Origin of the sequence: Reyranella soli, assembly GCF_007992495.1 — a bacterium.
In the GTDB taxonomy this organism is placed as follows: Bacteria; Pseudomonadota; Alphaproteobacteria; order Reyranellales; family Reyranellaceae; genus Reyranella; species Reyranella soli.
The window spans coordinates 36,013-52,917 of sequence record NZ_BKAJ01000077.1 but is presented as its reverse complement, the minus strand read 5'-3'; the positions used below and the strand labels follow the sequence as shown (position 1 = coordinate 52,917).

Below are 16,905 nucleotides of genomic sequence, written 5' to 3'. Positions count from 1 at the left end.
TCAGACCCCTTTCCCGGCGGGCGCCGTGTTGGAGGGGAAGCAGTACAAGGCGGGGTCGTTCTTCCCTCGCCCGCCGGCCGCGATCTGCTGCAGCTCGCCTAGGTCGCAGGCTTGCCGGATGGCAGCGCGATAACGGTTGCGACCCCAAGAACCAATTAAGCGCGCGTCGGCCATGGCCTGGGGTACCAGGGCGAAGGGTCTTCCCGGCTGGGCACCGTGCGCCCTCCTCGCCATCGTCATCAGCGCTAGCGAGTCGGTCGCCCCGGCCGTCAATAGGCGCGTGATCGACTCGGCGGGGATGATGATGGTTGAGCCGTTGCCGGAAACCATCAGTCGCCCTTGTTCGCGATAGCGCCACACGCTGCCCACGGTCCTCTGCACTTCGGCATCGGGCAGCGGGTCGGCCAGATCGGCATTGCAGCGGCGGATTTGTTCTAGGAGGGCGTCGCGATCGACAACGCCAAGGGCGAGTTCACGTGCCAGCCGAAACATGGAGGCATTCCGGTTGCCCTGCTCGGCCTTCGTCGCTTGTTCATGTTCATTTCGCAATGAACTTTGAGCAGCGCCCAGCGCGCCGGGTCGGATCTTCGGCAGTTTGCGAAGATCATCTAAGCCACCACGCAGGAAGCGATAGCGGCCACCTGTGGGGCGTTCGGACGGCGGGGCGACCGCAAGGCCGCCCTCCCCCAGGATGTCGATGGGATGGCCTTTGTCGGGCCTGATGCTGCGTCGTTCGCCGGCATGCCGGTAGTACAGATGCGCCTTGCCGCTGGCCGTCTGCACGATGACCGGTGAGTCGCCATAGGTGTTGATGGCGTGCCGCACCTCGGCGTCGACCTGACTGTCGATGTCCACGACAGTCAGGCCGTTGCGCTTGCCGCACCAGAAGCCGAGGCCGGGCGCGTCGGCAAATCTCGGTTTGTGGGCGAGATCGATTGCAGCACGTCGACCAAGGCGTGCGGGATGCGCGATCAGTGGTCGCTTCCCGTCCGCCCCGCCGAGCGGCAGGGGGACTATGCCTGCGGCAACCCACGCGGCGGCTGCCTCGGTGTATGCGCCGGCCATCACCGCGGCGCCTCTATGGTGGCGAGGTAGGCCGCCGCAGTGTCGGGATTGATCTCGCCGCGACGGCGTTGGTCATGGATGACTGCCGCCGTTAGCAAGTCGAAAGCAGTAGCGAAACGGCGCGAGTCGATCCTGGGGAGCGCCGACCGGCGGCCGGGGAACGGCACGACGTTGTTGGTGCTCATCACCTAGCGAGCCTCCCTGTTCGGGAAAGCCAGATCAGCAACTACACGGGCTGTGGCGGGGAGAAGTCCGAAGCGATGGACAAGCCTACGCTCGGCGTAGGTCGCGACGACGTGCCAGCGCGGACGTTGCGCCCTATGGCGCCGTTGCTGTAGAATGTTGGGGTTCATCGTTGATGCCTCTGTTCAATGCCCTTGCCGGGGCGTGGACGCACAAAATTGAAGCCATCGGCGCGTCGCCCGCGTCGGTGGCTTCTTCAATTGGGGAAACGCGAAGCGGCACTAGGCGGCGCTCTTCATGTCGGGCAGGTTGGCGATGAAGGCGCGGGCGGCCGGCGCTGGAATCAGCGTGCGGACGCCCAACTTTTTGGCCTGCAATCGGCCGGCGCGGATTGCCGCGTAGGCCGTGGGCCGGCTGCAGGGAACGGCCTTGCAGAAATCGTCAAGGCTGTAGGCGAGTCGGTCGGCGCTGTCGGGAAGGTCGGCGGTAGCGGCGTCGGTCATCGGCTGGCTTTCTCCTTACGGTGGAGTGCCCTGCTAGGTGACAGGGCGTGCCAGCGAGTATGTTGCTGCCGTTAACTGCTGAAAATTCCGGCATCCTGGGCTTGCCCAAGTTGCCCAAGACTTTGCCCAGCTCTCCGCTAGGTCGAGCGTCGAGCGCTCTGCGATCTCGCGGCGCGCTTCCGACCGTTGGGGCCGCCATGGTGCCATGCCTCGGGACCTACGATCGCGCGCGCCTTGCGCACCAGCTTGCGGAGACTCGCCATCGCCGGGAACGCCTTCCGTGCATCGCGCTCGTCATCGTCGCGGCCGGGCGGCGGTCGCTTCGGATCATGGGCGGTCACGCGCGCGCGATACCACTCGATCAACTCGGCCGGGACAGGATCGGCCGGCGCCATGCTGACCAGGAGTGTCGACGCCGCGTCGACAGAAGCAGGCTCAATCGCTGCAGGCTCGACAACAGAGGCAGGCGGCGCCGCCGCGATCGATGACGCGGCCGGCGCGGCTGCAGGCTCAGCCATTGCGGACCACAAGCGCCGTACATCATCGGCTTGCACGCGAAGATCTCGCCAGCAATCGGCATCCACCATATCGGGTGGCCCAAGGCAATTGACGCCATCGCGCTCAAAGAAACGCAAAGTGTCAAAAGCCTCTGGGGGAATTTCCCGAGAGGGGCCACCATACAGGGAGCGGCCCGTCATCTTGAGCGCGCCACGCCCGCAGGCGGCCAGCAATTCCTTTTGTGCGCCCCCGATCCATGCGGTGCCTGGCGTATCTGCTTTTGGCGGCCCAAAGTATTCGGTGGTTTGGTCTAGAAGTTCGAGGAGTTGCCCATAGCTCATGCCGTCGCCGATCATCACGGCGTGGTCTTCGTCTTCACTGTCGATCGATTCCAACTCGGCGGTGAACGCCAGCCTTGCAAAGGTTTGATCGGCCAAACTGGCGGCCAGATCATCGTCGTGGCTCGCTATCCAGAGGCAAGCCTGTGGGATGTTCCACCGCATGATGTCGGCCCTCCGCAATGGGGCACCGCAAGGGAGAAGGTTGACGCGGCCGCCCCGCTTGCGGTCGGGGTGTTCGCTCCGTCGAGCTAGCCGCGCCCAATTCGGCCTGTAAGCTGCCCTCCTGTGCCTTGGCAAGCCACAAGGGTCGATTACGTGGCTGGCCTTTTGTCATGACCTCAATCAAGTAGACATCTGTCGGAGGGCAGCTTACGGCGAGGAGTGGATGATGGCCCTCCATCTACTCAACGCCCCGATCCAACGGGCAGGCGCCTATCGGCTAGCGGGGCCGCGAGCCGGGCGCGAGCTGCGATGACGACGGAGCTACGCAGCCCAGCCGAGATAGCGGCCCGACTCCACTGCTCCCCCCGGACGCTGGCCGAGCATGTTCGCACCGGCGGCCTCCGATATGTCATCATCGGCCACGGGACAAAGCGGCCGCGCAAGATGTTCACGGACGCCGACGTCGAAGAGTTCATCGAGCGCCAGACTCGCAGGGACGTACCATGTCAGTCTACAAGCCCAAGGGCTCGCCGTTCTACCACTACGACTTCGAACTCGGAGGTGATCGCTTTTACGGCTCTACGAAAAAGACTGAGCGCCGAAAAGCCGAGAAGGTAGAGGAAGACAAGCGGGATGCGGCAAAGAAGGCCGCCAAGGCAGCGCAGAAATCATCCGCCTCGTTGCAGATCGACGACGTCGCTGGCCGCTACTGGAGCGAAGTCGGCCAGCATCACGCCGGCCATAAGGACACATGGGCCGCCCTGGAGCGCCTGGTCGAATACTTCGGGCCACCCAAGCTGATCACCGAGATCTCCGACAGTGACGTCGCGCAGCTGGTCGCCTGGCGCCGCGGGCACCGGAAGCACGGCAAGCTAGATGCCCCGCTGATCACCAACGCCACCGTAAATCGCAGCACGACCGAGGTGCTGAAGAAGCTGTTTACACGGGCCAAGAAGGCTTGGGGCGTGAAGTTCGACCACGAGCCGAACTGGACGGCGCATTGGCTCGAGGAGCCGGAGGAACGGGAGCGCGAGCTCGTTGGCGATGAGGGCGCCCGCCTCGAGGCGGCCACCAGAGAGGACCACGGGCCGTTCTTCGCCTTCGCTGGCACTGCGGCCCTACGGCTGAGCGAATGCCTCCTGCGCTGGTCTGAGGTCGACTGGGATGGCCGCCAGATCCGCAAGCCCGGCAAGGGCGGCAAGCTGGTGGTGGTGCCGATCACGCCGACGATCCGGTCGATTCTGTGGCCCCTGCGCGGCCATCATCCTGAGCACGTCTTCACCTACGTCGCGAGGCGCACCAGGGGCAAACTGATCAGAGGGCAACGCTATCCCCTCACCTACTCAGGCGTGAAGTCCGCCTGGAAGCGACTGCGCAAGCAGGCCGGGGTCGTCGACTTCCGATTCCACGATTACCGGCACGACGTCGGCACCAAGCTCCTGCGGCAGACCGGCAACCTCAAGCTCGTGCAGAAGGCGCTCAATCACCGCAACATCAAGACGACGACACGGTACGCCCATGTGCTCGGCGATGAGGTAGCTGAGGCGCTGGAAGGTCTCGCTAAGTCCCGTAAAAAGTCCCGAAACGCCTCGCGCAAGGTTGCCTAGGTGGTTGGCATCGTTGCCGAATTCCGCCCGACCCAATCAGTCTGGGGGACTGGGGGTCGCAGGTTCAAATCCTGTCGCCCCGACCATTTTCCTCCCCATCCATCGACGACGCCATGAATACCCGGCGGGCGCTCGCTTTCATCTTCTGCACGGTGACGCTCGACTGCCTGGCGCTGGGGATCATGCTCCCGGTCCTGCCGACCATCGTGCTCGGCTTCATGGGCGGAAACACCGCCGGCGCCGCCGAGGCCTTCGGGGTATTCGCCACGACCTGGGGATTGATGCAGTTCCTCTGCTCGCCGCTGCTCGGCGCGCTGTCCGACCGTTATGGACGTCGGCCCGTCATCCTGATCTCCTGCCTGGGGATGGGGCTCGACTACATCTTCATGGCGTTCGCGCCGTCGCTCACCCTCCTGCTGATCGGCCGCATCATCTCCGGCATCACCGCGGCCACCATCGCCACCTCCTTCGCCTACATCGCCGACGTCACCACGCCTGAGGAGCGCGCCAAGTCGTTCGGCATCGTCGGCATGGGGTTCGGCCTGGGCTTCGTGCTGGGGCCGGCGATCGGCGGCCTGCTGGGCGGCTTCGATCCGCGCCTGCCGTTCTGGGTGTCGGCCGCCGCCTGCCTGATCAACGCCGCGTTCGGCTGGTTCGTGCTGCCCGAATCGCTGCCGCCGGAGCGCCGCATGGCGTTCGCCTGGAAGCGCGCCAATCCGGTGGGCTCGCTGAAGCTGTTACTGTCGCACCGCCAGCTCATCGGGCTCGCGGCCATCGACTTCATCGTCAACACGGCCCATCAGGTGCTACCGTCGATCTTCGTGCTCTATGCCGGATATCGCTATGGTTGGAACGAGGCGACGGTCGGTCTGACGCTGGCCTTCGTCGGCGTCAGCACCGGCGTCGTCTCCGGCTTCGTCGTCGGCCCTGCCGTGAAGTGGCTCGGCACGCGGCGCGCCCTGCTGGTCGGCTTGGCGTTCGGCTGCCTCGGCATGGTGATCTATGGCCTTGCCCCAACCGGCGAATGGTTCTGGGTCGGGGTGCCGGTGATGGCGCTGTGGGGCATCGTCGGCCCGTCGCTCCTCGACCTGATGAGCAGACATGTGAGCGAGTCCGAGCAAGGCCAGCTTCAAGGCGCCAACAGTTCTTCGCGCAGCATCACCGGCCTGATCGGGCCGGCGATCTTCACGACGACCTTCGCCTGGCTGCTCGGCTGGCTGCCCGGCGCGCCCTTCCTGCTCGCCGCCTTGCTCCTGCTGCTGGCCGCTTGCGTCACCTGGCTGGTGACGGCGGCGGCGCCAGCCGACGCGTCGTCTTGACCGCGAGAGAGCCGCCTCGATGAACAACCGCGCGCTTGCCTTCATCTTCTGCACCGCGACGCTCGACGTCCTGGCGTTGGGAATCGTGGTCCAGGTCATGCCGGTACTGCTGCTGGGCTTCGCGGCCGGCAATACGAGCAGCGCGGCGGAGATGCTGGTGCTGTTCGCTTCGGTCTGGGGCCTGATGCAGTTCCTGTCCTCGCCTATCCTGGGGGCACTGTCGGATCGGTTTGGCCGGCGCCCGGTAATCCTGCTCTCATGCCTCGGCCTCTCCATGGACCATGTCTTCATGGCGCTGGCCCCGACCATCGAACTGCTGCTCGTTGGCCGCGTCATCTCGGGCATCACGTCGGCCACGATCAGCACGGCGCGCGCCTATGTCGCCGACGTCTCAGCCCCCGAGCAGCGCGCCCGGGCATTCGGCTTCATCGGCATGAGCTTCGGCATCGGCTTCGTGCTGGGACCGGCGATCGGCGGCTTCCTGGGCGACGTCGATCCGCGCCTGCCGTTCTGGGTCTCGGCCGCAGCCTCCCTGGCAAACGCCTTCTTCGGCTGGTTCGTGCTCCCCGAATCGCTGCCGCCGGAGCGGCGCATGGCCTTCTCCTGGAAGCGCGCCAATCCCGTGGGCGCGCTCCGGCTCCTGCTCTCGCAGCGCGAGCTGCCCAGCCTGGCGACGATCCATTTCCTCATCACCCTGGTCCAACAGGTGCTGCCGGCGGTCTTCGTGCTCTATACGGCCCACCGATACGGCTGGGACGGCAGGACGATCGGCCTGACGCTCGTGGCACTCGGCCTGGGCAGTGCCTTGGTGCAAGGCGTTCTTGTCGGTCCAATCGTAGACCGGCTCGGGCCGCGCCTTACGCTGATCGTCGGGCTGCTGTCGGGTGGCGTCGGCATGGCCATCTACGCCCTCGCTCCGAGCGGCCCCTGGTTCTGGTTGGGCGTGCCGGGTCTGGTGCTGTGGGGCATGTCGAGCCCGGCCCTGCAGCAGATGATGACCCGCCAGGTGAGCGCCTCGCAGCAAGGCCAGTTGCAAGGCGCCAACAACTCCCTACGCAGCCTCTCGGCCTTGGCCGGCCCTGCGGTCTTCGGCGGCCTGTTCGCCTGGTCGCTGCATCCGCTGCCGGGCGCACCCTTCCTGCTCGCAGCGTTCTTGTTGGCCGTGGCAGTCGTCGTCGCCTGGCTCCTCATTGCCCGGCGATCCGTGACGAATTCGGAGGTGGAAGCTCCGTAGACGTCAGGGAGCGCTGCATGCCATCCTGTCACAAAAGCGTAACAGTGGCGGACGCATGAAGACGGCGACAGCAGGCATCGCATTCCTTTTGGCTCTGGGTGCCACGGCATTCGCGACGCCGGCCTCGGCGCAGGGCGTGCTGAACGTCTACTGCTCAGTCCAGGTCGAGTGGTGCACCCTGATCGCCAACGAGTTCCAGAAGGCCACCGGCGTAAAAGTGTCGATGACGCAGAAAGGCTCCGGCGAGACCATCGCCCAGCTCAAGGCCGAGGCGCAGAACCCGAAGGGCGACGTCTGGTTTGGCGGCACCGGCGATCCGCATCTGCAAGCGGCCGAGGAAAACCTGACCGAGGTCTACAAGTCGCCCAAGATGAGCGAGCTGCATCCATGGGCGGTCAAGCAAAACACCGATTCGGGCGGCAAGACCGTCGGCATCTATGCCGGCGCGCTGGGCTTCGGCTTCAACACCGAACTGCTGGCCAAGAAGAACGTGAAGGCGCCGGCCTGCTGGGCCGACCTCTTGAAGCCCGAGTTCAAGGGCGAGATCCAGATGGCCAATCCCAACTCGTCGGGCACGGCCTATGTGGCGATCGCCACGCTGGTGCAGCTGATGGGCGAGGACAAGGCGTTCGACTACCTGAAGAAGATGCACGCCAACATCAACGCCTACACCCGCTCGGGCACGGCGCCGATGAAGGCGGTGGCGCGCGGCGAGACCATGGTGTCGATCAGCTTCGTGCATGACGGCGTCACCGAAGCGCTGGCCGGCTTCCCGGTGAAGACGGCGACGCCCTGCGAAGGCACGGGCTACGAGATCGGCTCGACGAGCATCATCAAGGGCGCGCGCAACATGGCGAACGCCAAGAAGTTCTACGACTGGGCGCTGACTCCCGAGGCGCAGAAGCTCGAGGCGCAGGCCAAGCAGTTCCAGGTGCCGTCGAACCAGGCGACGCCGCTGCCGCCCGAGGCGCCCAAGTTCGCCGACATGAAGCTGATCGACTACGACCAGGCCAAGTACGGCAAGTCGGCCGAACGCAAGCGCCTGATCGCGCGATGGGACAGCGAGGTGGGGGCGCTGCCGAAGCCGTAGGATGCACGCTCATTGGACCGCGGGCCTCCAGGCCCGCATCATGATTCATGAGCGGGCCTGGAGGCCCGCGGTCCAATGAGGGCGCCTCTTGCGTGGTCGGTCGCCGGTCTGCTCGCGGCGGTGGCCCTACCCTGGTACGCGTTGCAGGAAGGTCTCGACTCCGGCGCCTGGCTGAGCGGCCTGTGGTCGTCGGAGGATTACGCCTCGGGCCTCGCGCAGTCCATCGCACACGGCAAATGGTGGCTGGCGCCCGTGCTGGCGTCGCTCGCGGCCTGCCTCGCCGTCGCGCTGCTGCCGCTCGAGCGCGAGCGGCAGGGCACCCTGCTCCTGCTGGCGAGCGGCCTTGGCCTGTTGCTGTTCGTCGCCCAGGCGCTCGGCATCGGCTTGCGCGGCTGGACCACGGAATGGCTCAACGCCCTGCTCGGCGAGCTGGACGCACGCCAGGTCGGCATCGGCGCCGGCGGAGCGCTGGTGCTGATCGCCTTGCTGTCGCTGCTGTCGATCGCGCTGGCGCTGCGCGGCGGCTTTGGCGGCGATGCCTTCGTCGCCGGTGCCGTCACGACGGTCGCCGCCTCGATCGTGCTGTTCACCGCTTGGCCGATCCTGCGCATCCTGCTGCAGGCCTTCCAGGACGGCGATGGCGCCTTCATGCCGGCGCTGCTGATCGATCGGCTGGCCGCCGAAAAGATCTGGAGCCTGCGCTGCCTCACCGGCGGCGGCCGCTGCGGCGTGGCGTGGAACACGCTGTTCCTGGCGCTGGCCTGCGGTGCCGGCACGACGGCGCTGGGGCTTGCCTTCGCGCTGATCGCGACGCGCACCTGCTTCGCCTACAAGAAGACGCTGCGCGTGCTGACCGTACTGCCGATCATCACACCGCCCTTCGTGATCGGCCTGGCGCTCATCCTCGTGTTCGGCCGCTCCGGCCTGGTCAACCAGTTCCTCGAATGGTCGATGGGCGTCCAGTCGACTCGCTGGATCTACGGCTTCCAGGGCGTGTTCCTGGCGCAGCTCTTCGCCTTCACGCCGGTCGCCTTCCTGGTGCTGATCGGCGTCGTCGAGGGCGTGAGCCCGACCCTCGAGGAAGCCTCGCAGACGCTGCGCGCCGACCGCTGGGCCACCTTCTCGACCGTGTCGCTGCCGTTGATGCGGCCGGGCCTCGCCAACGCCTTCCTGGTGGGCTTCATCGAAAGCATCGCCGATTTCGGCAATCCCATCGTACTGGGCGGCGACTACGGAGTGCTGTCGACCGAGATCTATTTCGCCGTGGTCGGCGCACAGCTCGACTATGGGCGCGCCGCCGCCCTGGCACTGCTGCTGCTGACCTTTGCGCTGGGCGCCTTCTTCCTGCAGCGCCGTATCGTCGGCACCCGCTCCTACGCCACCATCTCCGGCAAGGGCGATTCCGGTTTGCCGACGCCCCTGCCCGATCGCGCGCGTCGCGCCGCGCAGTGGATTGCGCTGCCGTGGGCCGGCTTCACGCTGCTGCTGTACGGCTTCGCCTTCGTCGGCGGGCTGGTGAAGGTGTGGGGCCGCGACTACACGCCGACCCTCGACCACTACGCCAAAGCCTTCGCCATCGAGCACACGGCCGACGGCCTGATCTGGTCGGGCGCAGCGTGGAACTCGTTCTGGACGACGGTGAAGCTCGCGGCCATCGCCGCTCCCCTCACCGCGGCGCTCGGCCTGCTGGCGGCTTGGCTGCTGGTGCGCCAGCGCTTCGCCGGCCGCGCCACGCTCGAATTCGCCACCATGCTGAGCTTCGCCGTGCCGGGCACGGTGATCGGCGTGGCCTATGTCTTCGCCTTCAACGTGCCGCCCATCGAGATCACCGGCACGGCGATGATCATCGTGCTCTGCTTCATCTTCCGGAACATGCCAGTCGGCGTGCGCGCGGGCATGGCGGCGATGAGCCAGATCGACCGCAGCCTGGACGAGGCCTCGCTCACGCTGCGGGGCCGTGCCCCGCAGACCCTGGTCTATGTCGTCCTGCCGCTGCTGCGGCCCGCCATCGTCGGCGCCCTGGTCTACGGCTTCGTGCGCGCGGTCACGACAGTGAGCGCCGTCGTCTTCCTGGTCACCGCCGAGTACGAGCTCGCCACGACCTACATCATCCTGCGCGTCATCAACGGCGACTATGGCCTGGCCATCGCCTACAGCTGTGCCCTGATCGTGCTGATGCTGGCGGTGATCCTGGTGATCCAGTTCCTGGTCGGCGAACGTCGGTTGGGCCGGCGCGCGCCGCAGATCCAGGGAGGCCGCGCATGAGCGTTGAGTTCCGAGATGTCGTGAAACGCTACGGCACGGCGACCGCGGTCGCGGGCGTGAGCTTCATCGTCGAGGCGGGCACGCTGGTCACCCTGCTCGGCCCCTCGGGCTGCGGCAAGACCACGACCTTGCGCATGATCGCGGGCCTGGTACTGCCGAGCGAAGGCCGCATCCTGATCGCCGGCCGCGATGTCACCAATCTCAGCGCGACGCAGCGCGACGTCAGCATGGTGTTCCAGTCCTACGCCCTGTTCCCGCACATGAGCGTGCTGGAGAACGTATGCTACGGCCTGCGTCGCTCGGGCCAGAGAAAGGCTGAGGCCGCGGACCGGGCGCGCGAGGGGCTGAAGCAGGTCGGCCTGGCGGGTTTCGAGGAGCGCCAGCCGTCCGAGCTGTCGGGCGGCCAGCAACAGCGCGTCGCCGTGGCGCGCGCCCTGGTGCTGAAGCCGTCGGTGCTGCTGTTCGACGAGCCGCTCAGCAACCTCGACGCCCGCCTGCGTCGCCAGATGCGCGAGGAGATCCGCGAACTGCAGCAGCGGCTCGGCCTCACCGTGGTCTATGTCACGCACGACCAGCAGGAGGCGATGGCGGTGTCGGACCGCATTATCGTCATGAATGCCGGCCGCATCGAGCAGCAGGGCGGCCCGCGCGATCTCTACGAACGGCCGGCCACGCCTTTCCTCGCCCGCTTCATGGGCGAATCGAACCCCGCGCGCGGCAGCATACGCCGGCTGGCTCCCGACAAGGTCAGCGTGAGGCTGGGCGAGGCCGAGATCGAGATCGCCGACACCGCTACCGCCGACGGCGAAGCCACGGTGGCGGTCCGCCCGGAGGCGATCACGGTCGAGCCCGCACCCGGCCCGGCCGGTACGCTGCCGGGTAAAATCGCCAAGGCAAGCTATCTCGGCACGCACATGGAGTATTCCATCAACACCGCAGCCGGGACCCTGTTCGCGACCTGCCCCAGGGTCGAGCGGCCGCTGGCAGCGGGCGCAGCGGTTGCCGTCTCGCTCGCACCGCGCGGCGTGATCATCGTCCGGCAATGACCATCTCGGTGACCGTCCCGTCGTGCAGCCGGAACAGACGGTCCTGGGGGTGCGACCGGGCCAGGGTTTCTTCCGGCGACAACGCCCCGTAGGCGCCCTGGAGGGAGCGGCTCATCATTTCGTGCGTGACGGCCACGATCAACGGCGCCGTGCAGCCCGCAAGCCAGCGCCTGGCACGCTCGCTGGCAAGCGCATAGCTCTCCCCGCCGTCGATCACATGGCGCCATTTGTCCGCTTCGCGGGCCTGGCGGGCGCCGGGAAAGCGATCATCGATCTCGGCGTAGGTCAGGCCCTGCCAGGCGCCCAGGCGATGCTCCATCAGCAGCGGCGACTCGCGATGTCCGCCACAGGCAAGGCGAGCTCGGAAGCGATGATCTCGGCCGTCGTCCGCGCCCGGCCGAGCGGGCTGGTCTCGAGAACGACGTCCAACCCTTCGGGCAGCAGCTGTCGCAGGAAGCAGCCGGCCGCGCGCCTGGGCGACGCCCTTGGATGTCAGAGGTGAATCGAGCTGGCCCTGCTGGCGGCCGGCCTGGTTCCAGACCGTCTCGCCAGATAGATCAGGGCGTCGCGAGCCGGCGGCCGGTCTCGGTGAGCTTGCAGACCAGCCAGTCGGGCTTCAGCGGATTGCTGAACCACGGCTCGGCCCAGCCGCGACCGAGGCAGCGGCGCACGATGGCCGCCGCGACGGCTTGGCCGTCGAGGTCGAACAGCGGCAGCTTGCCGCCTGGCTGGGCGAGACCCCGGCGCAGGTAGAGCAACTCCGGAAGTGTCGGAAGATCGACTTCCAACTCGTTGTCATTCAACGCAAAGACGTCAAACGACTGCGCGTCGCTACGCGCGATTATGCGATCAGCAAACACGGCGGCGTCCCCCTTTGACGATGCCGGTTGATAGGCCCCTCGCCGAACAGATTACGCGTGTTCGGTGAAAAACAAAGATAAATCAGGTGGTTGTCGTCGTTTCTTGGTTTCTTGGCACGACCACCCGATCTGGTAGTTACTTGAAGGCCGATCGCCAAAGTCTTGACTGTCGCCCCCCGGCGGCAATCCTGACAGTGACTAGTTGCTGGCCTTCAAGGTGGTGCGAAGCTGCGTGAGGGCCTGTTCGAGGTCCTCGAGCACCGATTCGATCTCACGGCGTTTGTGCAGGTCGAGCACAGCCGCACGCGGCGTCGTGGTCGAGGGCTGCGGGCCGGTCCTGGGCAGCGGCTGGCGGGTCGATCCGGCCGCCATCGCCTCGGCGCGGGCCGACACGATGCGCAGGCTCTCCAGCGCGCTCTCGGCAGCGATGTCGAGGCGTTGCGCCGGCAGGCGCCCACGGCCTTCCTTCAGCAGGCGCTGCACGCCCTTGATGGTATAGCCGTCCTCATAGAGGAGCGTACGAATGCGGCGCAGGAGGTCGACGTCCTCCGGCCGGTAATAGCGCCGCCCGCCGCCGCGCTTGAGCGGACGGACCTGGCTGAACTTGCTTTCCCAGAACCGCAGCACGTGCTGCGGCACATCGAGTTCGGTTGCGACTTCGCTGATGGTGCGAAACGCCTGTGCAGACTTTTCAACCCTTCTGTCTGCGGTCTGTAGCGATACGGCCATGTCTAGACCCCCACATTGCCCCAACTACCCCTTGGACTCGTCTGGCGCCCCATTGATGAGTGATTTCAGGACGTTCGACGCTCGAAAGACGAGTACCCGTCGCGGCAGGATTGGAACTTCCTGCCCCGTCTTCGGATTGCGGCCCACGCGCTGGCCCTTGTCGCGGACCGTGAAGCTCCCGAAAGACGAGATCTTCACCGATTCGCCACGCGCCAATGCCTCAACGACCTCGGCGAGTATCGTCTCGACAAGATCGCTCGATTCATTGCGAGAGAGTCCCACTTCCTGGAACACCGACTCGCTCAGATCGGCACGCGTGATAGTCCGGCCTTCCATCCGGTACCCTTCCTTCCCCCACTTAATCCATACTCTAAGGATGGAAAGCGGTCAATATCAGTAGGATAGAGGCTGGCCTTGAATCGGCGTCTGTTCCCGTTCCGTTGCGGACGAGTAGCCGCCGATATTGTTTCAATCGTTGGCTGTTACCAGCGGACCAGCGAGGCTCCCCAGGCCAGGCCGCCGCCAATGCCTTCGAGCAGCAGCAAATCCCCCTGCTTGATGCGGCCGTCCTTCACAGCCGTATCGAGCGCCAGGGGAATGGAGGCCGCCGACGTGTTGGCATGTTTATCCACAGTCACCACGACCCGCTCGGGCGGCAGGCCGAGCTTGCGGCCGGTGCCGTCGATGATGCGCTTGTTGGCCTGGTGCGGCACCAGCCAGTCGATGTCCTTGGACTTGAGACCCGCCTTCTCGAGGACCTCGCCCACTACCGCCGCCATGTTGATCACTGCGTGCTTGAAGACTTCCTTGCCCTCCATGCGCAGGAAGCCGGTCGACTTCGTCGAGGACGGCCCGCCATCGACATAGAGGATGTCGTGTTGGCGGCCATCGGAGTGCAGCGCATTGGCGAGGATGCCGCGGTCGGCCGAGTTGCCCTTGCCCTGCTCCGCCTTCAACACGATGGCGCCGGCGCCGTCGCCGAACAGCACGCAGGTGCCGCGATCGTTCCAGTCGAGGATGCGCGAGAATGTCTCCGCGCCGATCACCAGCGCGTTCGAGGCCATCCCGTTCTTGATCAGGCTATCGGCCACCGACACGCCGTACACGAAGCCCGCGCACACTGCCTGGACGTCGAAGGCCGCGCCCTTGGTCATGCCGAGAGCGGCCTGCACGCGGGTCGCGGTTGCAGGAAAGGTCTCGTCGGGTGTGGCCGTCGCCAGCACGATCAGGTCGAGATCCGACGCCTTGACGCCAGCATGATCGAGAGCGCGCTGGGAGGCCTTGATGGCAAGATGCGATGTGAACTCGCCATCAGCCGCGATATGGCGCTGCTTGATGCCGGTACGCTGCTGGATCCACTCGTCGGACGTATCGACTTTCTTGGCCAGTTCGTCGTTGGTGACGACTCTTTCCGGCAGGTAGGCGCCGCAACCCTGAACGACGGACCGTATCACTCGCCCCCTCCGCTTGCCTGCAGCGCCGGCGTTGTCGGCGCCTCGGCGGTCGAAATCACCTGGTGCAGCTTGCCCAGGCCCTCGACGAGCTTGTTCTTGTACTCGTAACGAACCAGATCGACCGCCACGCCGATGGCGTAGGCGAAGCCCAGCGCATCGGTGCCGCCGTGGCTCTTCACGCACACCCCGTCCAAACCCAGGAACACGCCGCCATTGTAGCGCCGCGGATCGACGCGCTTGCGCAGCTTGACCCAGGCGCCCGATGCGAACAGGTAGCCGATCTTGGCGAAGGTCGAGGTCCGGAAGGCATCGCGCACGAACTGGGTATAGAGCTTGGCCGTACCCTCGATCGCCTTCAGGGCGACGTTTCCCGTGAAACCGTCGGTGACGACGACATCGATGTTGCCGGTGCCGATGTCGTTGCCCTCGATGAAGCCGTGGCAATCGACCGGCGAGCCGTTGCGGCGCAGCCATGCCGCCGCCTGGCGCAGCTCTTCGTGGCCCTTGAGTTCCTCCGAGCCGACGTTCAGCAGCCCGACCTTCGGCTTGTCGAGGCCGAGCAGCACCTGGGCGAAGACGCTGCCCATGACGGCGAACTCGGCGAGGTTCTCGGCGTCGCATTCGAGGTTGGCGCCGAGATCGAGCATCACCGTCTCGCCGCGCGCTGTCGGCAGGAACGAGGCAAGCGCGGGCCTGTGGGCGCCCTCGACCATACGCATGGCAAACATCGAGATCGCCAGCAATGCGCCGGTGTTGCCGGCCGATACGACGGTATCGGCGCGGCCTTGCGCGACGGCGTCGACGGCCAGCCACATGCTCGACTTACGGCGCCGGCGCAGGGCGAAGGAAGGCTTGTCCTCGGCCAGCACGGCATCTTCGGCCGGCACGATCTCGAGCACCTTGGCCAGGCCTTTGCGCTTGTCGACCAGCGGCTTCAGCCGCGCGGGATCGCCGAACAACAGGAACGACGTGCCGGGATAGCGCTCGCGCGCGATGTCGGCACCGTTCACGACGACCTCGGGGGCATGATCGCCGCCCATGCCATCGAGCGCCAGAACGATCTTGTCCGCGCTCACCGCAATGCTCCGCTAGTCGGGTGCCAGCCCATCGCCGGCAGCGTGCTACAGCCTACTTCTCGGCCGACGCGGTGTCCGCCAGGACCGGCATGTCCTCGCGATAGTAGCCGCAGTGCGAGCACACCGTGTGTGGGCGCTTCAGCTCACCGCAGTTCTTGCACTCGAGATAAGCCATCGACGGCAGGGCGTGATGGGACCGGCGCATGTTGCGGCGGGACTTCGAAACCTTCTTCTTGGGAACGGCCATGACGATCTCCACGGACGGGACCGGCCCACTGGCCTGGCCCCAAAAAAGCTGCGGCCGCGCTCTATAGGCGCGGCAGGCGGCACTCTCTAGCTAAAACGTCTCAGCACCGCAACAATTTAGCGGCCGCGGCGCGGTTTGTCTCTGAGGGCGGCCAGCCCGGCGAAGGGATGCCGGCGCTGCTCCGGCTGGCCTTTTCTGCCGCCGTGACGGGGCTTTGGCAGCACGTCTTCCAGCTTGGCGCCGGGCCGCCGCGGATAGGGATCGGCGGCCAAAGACAGCTGCTCGGCGACGATTTCGCCGATATCGAGCATATTTCCCGTGAGCGGCTCGGGGGCGTCGGCCTGCGAATTCAGCACGGCCTCGCCGCTTTCCGGGTCGCGATCGTCGGCCATGTCCGGCTTGAAGACGATGCGGAAAGTCTCGTCGAGATCCTGGTTCACCGGCTCGAGGGTGAGCACGCAGGCCTGCACGATGCGGCCGCGCAGCCGGCCTTCGACCACGATCTGGCCGCCGACAAGACGATCGACGGTCACCCGGGCGGAAAAGACCGGCAGGCTGAGGAAGCCGAAGCGCTTGGCCAGCGCGGCGCGTTCGCTGTCGCTGGGCGCGATCTCGAGCGCCGTGCCGGATGGCCCCATGCGGTCGAGGTCAACGACACGTTCAAGTTCTGATTTTTGGTTAATTTCAGCTCTTTGGTTCATTTTCTTAATCTACTTTGTTAACTCAAGCCGCGGCGTGTTGGCCAACCGCGCCGCATAGTCACGGATATGGGCCTCCAGCCGCTCGACCTCGGTATCGCCGGGCGACCTACCGCCGTAGGCGTTGCGGCGCAAGACGTCGCTGAGCGGCGCCGGACCGCCGGCCAGGGCCTCGCGATAAGCCAGGGCCCGGCCATGCAGCCCTTCGGCCATGATCTTGATGCGCCGCCCCACGCCCAGGTCCTGCACACCGATCTCGCGCAGGGTGAGGTCGAGGTGGCGGAACATGGCGTCGAAGAATGCCTGTGCAAGCCCCTCGCCGTCCGGCTCGCGCCGCAGGCGATCGATCATGAGGGCTGCGTGAAGGGCCAGTGAGTCGAAGCGGCCGTCGAGCGTGTCGGGAATGCCGCAGGCCTCGAACAGCACGGGCTCACGCGCTTGCTCGGCCGTGCGCGCATAGAGCGCGGCGGCAAACGCCACATGGGGATTCTTTCGCTTGAACACCAAGTTGCTCCCGTACCGTCGGTT

19 protein-coding genes and 3 pseudogenes are annotated in these 16,905 nt (G+C 66.2%); 7 read left to right on the top strand and 15 right to left on the bottom strand.

The window, feature by feature from the left end:
* The 4 genes from RSO01_RS22490 to RSO01_RS22475 all read right to left on the bottom strand — a co-directional run bounded on the left by RSO01_RS22490 (position 1) and on the right by RSO01_RS22475 (position 2,752).
* Positions 1–1,065 carry a bifunctional DNA primase/polymerase gene (locus tag RSO01_RS22490; RefSeq protein WP_147151696.1) on the bottom strand — a complete coding sequence of 355 codons (1,065 nt, stop codon included), beginning with the start codon at positions 1,063–1,065 and terminating at the stop codon, positions 1–3.
* Entirely contained in the window at positions 1,065–1,250 is a 186-nt protein-coding gene (locus RSO01_RS22485; protein WP_147151695.1) for a hypothetical protein, read from the bottom strand. The genes RSO01_RS22490 and RSO01_RS22485 overlap by 1 nt, the downstream gene beginning before the upstream one ends.
* Positions 1,251–1,529: 279 nt before the next feature.
* Positions 1,530–1,751 carry a helix-turn-helix domain-containing protein gene (locus RSO01_RS48305; RefSeq protein WP_174825947.1) on the bottom strand — a complete coding sequence of 74 codons (222 nt, stop codon included), beginning with the start codon at positions 1,749–1,751 and terminating at the stop codon, positions 1,530–1,532.
* 137 nt (positions 1,752–1,888) lie between these two features.
* Positions 1,889–2,752, bottom strand: coding sequence for a hypothetical protein (locus RSO01_RS22475; protein ID WP_147151694.1), 864 nt, complete (start codon positions 2,750–2,752; stop codon positions 1,889–1,891).
* A gap of 309 nt (positions 2,753–3,061) precedes the next feature.
* On the opposite strand from RSO01_RS22475, the gene RSO01_RS49940 reads away from it, so the two are divergent.
* The 7 genes from RSO01_RS49940 to RSO01_RS22440 all read left to right on the top strand — a co-directional run bounded on the left by RSO01_RS49940 (position 3,062) and on the right by RSO01_RS22440 (position 11,313).
* On the top strand, positions 3,062–3,370 hold the full coding sequence (locus RSO01_RS49940; protein ID WP_147151693.1) for a helix-turn-helix domain-containing protein: 309 nt from the start codon (positions 3,062–3,064) through the stop codon (positions 3,368–3,370).
* Entirely contained in the window at positions 3,256–4,359 is a 1,104-nt protein-coding gene (locus RSO01_RS22465) for a tyrosine-type recombinase/integrase (RefSeq protein WP_147151692.1), read from the top strand. Before RSO01_RS49940 ends, RSO01_RS22465 begins: the two co-directional genes overlap by 115 nt.
* A 113-nt stretch (positions 4,360–4,472) precedes the next feature.
* The gene (locus RSO01_RS22460; RefSeq protein WP_147151691.1) at positions 4,473–5,678 is read left to right on the top strand and encodes a TCR/Tet family MFS transporter; all 1,206 of its coding nucleotides are present in this window, start codon (positions 4,473–4,475) and stop codon (positions 5,676–5,678) included.
* A gap of 19 nt (positions 5,679–5,697) precedes the next feature.
* Positions 5,698–6,912, top strand: a complete 1,215-nt coding sequence (locus RSO01_RS22455) for a TCR/Tet family MFS transporter (protein ID WP_147151690.1) — start codon at positions 5,698–5,700, stop codon at positions 6,910–6,912.
* A 55-nt stretch (positions 6,913–6,967) separates the two neighbouring features.
* The gene (locus RSO01_RS22450) at positions 6,968–8,002 is read left to right on the top strand and encodes an ABC transporter substrate-binding protein (RefSeq protein WP_147151689.1); all 1,035 of its coding nucleotides are present in this window, start codon (positions 6,968–6,970) and stop codon (positions 8,000–8,002) included.
* A gap of 75 nt (positions 8,003–8,077) precedes the next feature.
* Positions 8,078–10,267, top strand: a complete 2,190-nt coding sequence (locus RSO01_RS22445) for an ABC transporter permease (RefSeq protein WP_147151688.1) — start codon at positions 8,078–8,080, stop codon at positions 10,265–10,267.
* Positions 10,264–11,313, top strand: coding sequence for an ABC transporter ATP-binding protein (locus RSO01_RS22440; protein WP_147151687.1), 1,050 nt, complete (start codon positions 10,264–10,266; stop codon positions 11,311–11,313). The genes RSO01_RS22445 and RSO01_RS22440 overlap by 4 nt, the downstream gene beginning before the upstream one ends.
* Here RSO01_RS22440 and RSO01_RS49935 read toward each other — a convergent pair.
* The 11 genes and pseudogenes from RSO01_RS49935 to RSO01_RS22385 form a co-directional block, all read right to left on the bottom strand.
* Positions 11,297–11,635: pseudogene (locus RSO01_RS49935) on the bottom strand (histidine phosphatase family protein); the annotation flags it as partial. The gene RSO01_RS22440 and the pseudogene RSO01_RS49935 sit on opposite strands and share 17 nt — an antisense overlap.
* Positions 11,632–11,775, bottom strand: a pseudogene (locus RSO01_RS49930) (hypothetical protein); the annotation flags it as partial. The pseudogenes RSO01_RS49935 and RSO01_RS49930, both read right to left, overlap by 4 nt.
* Positions 11,776–11,800: 25 nt before the next feature.
* A pseudogene (locus RSO01_RS49925) lies at positions 11,801–11,857 on the bottom strand (hypothetical protein); the annotation flags it as partial.
* A 13-nt stretch (positions 11,858–11,870) separates the two neighbouring features.
* Positions 11,871–12,101, bottom strand: a complete 231-nt coding sequence (locus RSO01_RS22420; protein WP_147151685.1) for a hypothetical protein — start codon at positions 12,099–12,101, stop codon at positions 11,871–11,873.
* 270 nt (positions 12,102–12,371) lie between these two features.
* Positions 12,372–12,902, bottom strand: a complete 531-nt coding sequence (locus RSO01_RS48460; RefSeq protein WP_218037433.1) for a MerR family transcriptional regulator — start codon at positions 12,900–12,902, stop codon at positions 12,372–12,374.
* Positions 12,903–12,926: 24 nt separating this feature from the next.
* The gene (locus RSO01_RS22410; protein WP_092821269.1) at positions 12,927–13,238 is read right to left on the bottom strand and encodes an integration host factor subunit alpha; all 312 of its coding nucleotides are present in this window, start codon (positions 13,236–13,238) and stop codon (positions 12,927–12,929) included.
* Positions 13,239–13,384: 146 nt separating this feature from the next.
* Positions 13,385–14,356, bottom strand: coding sequence for a beta-ketoacyl-ACP synthase III (locus RSO01_RS22405; RefSeq protein ID WP_147151684.1), 972 nt, complete (start codon positions 14,354–14,356; stop codon positions 13,385–13,387).
* Positions 14,353–15,432, bottom strand: a complete 1,080-nt coding sequence (plsX, locus tag RSO01_RS22400) for a phosphate acyltransferase PlsX (protein WP_246158673.1) — start codon at positions 15,430–15,432, stop codon at positions 14,353–14,355. The genes RSO01_RS22405 and plsX overlap by 4 nt, the downstream gene beginning before the upstream one ends.
* A gap of 52 nt (positions 15,433–15,484) precedes the next feature.
* Positions 15,485–15,679 (bottom strand): 50S ribosomal protein L32, encoded by a 195-nt coding sequence (gene rpmF / locus RSO01_RS22395; RefSeq protein ID WP_147151683.1) that lies wholly within the window; start codon positions 15,677–15,679, stop codon positions 15,485–15,487.
* A 116-nt stretch (positions 15,680–15,795) separates the two neighbouring features.
* Complete coding sequence (locus tag RSO01_RS22390; protein WP_170303268.1) at positions 15,796–16,317, bottom strand: YceD family protein; 522 nt, start codon at positions 16,315–16,317, stop codon at positions 15,796–15,798.
* Between the two features lie 72 nt (positions 16,318–16,389).
* Positions 16,390–16,881: a ubiquinol-cytochrome C chaperone family protein gene (locus RSO01_RS22385; protein WP_218037432.1), complete on the bottom strand. Its 492-nt coding sequence runs from the start codon at positions 16,879–16,881 to the stop codon at positions 16,390–16,392.
* Positions 16,882–16,905: the final 24 nt, after the last annotated feature.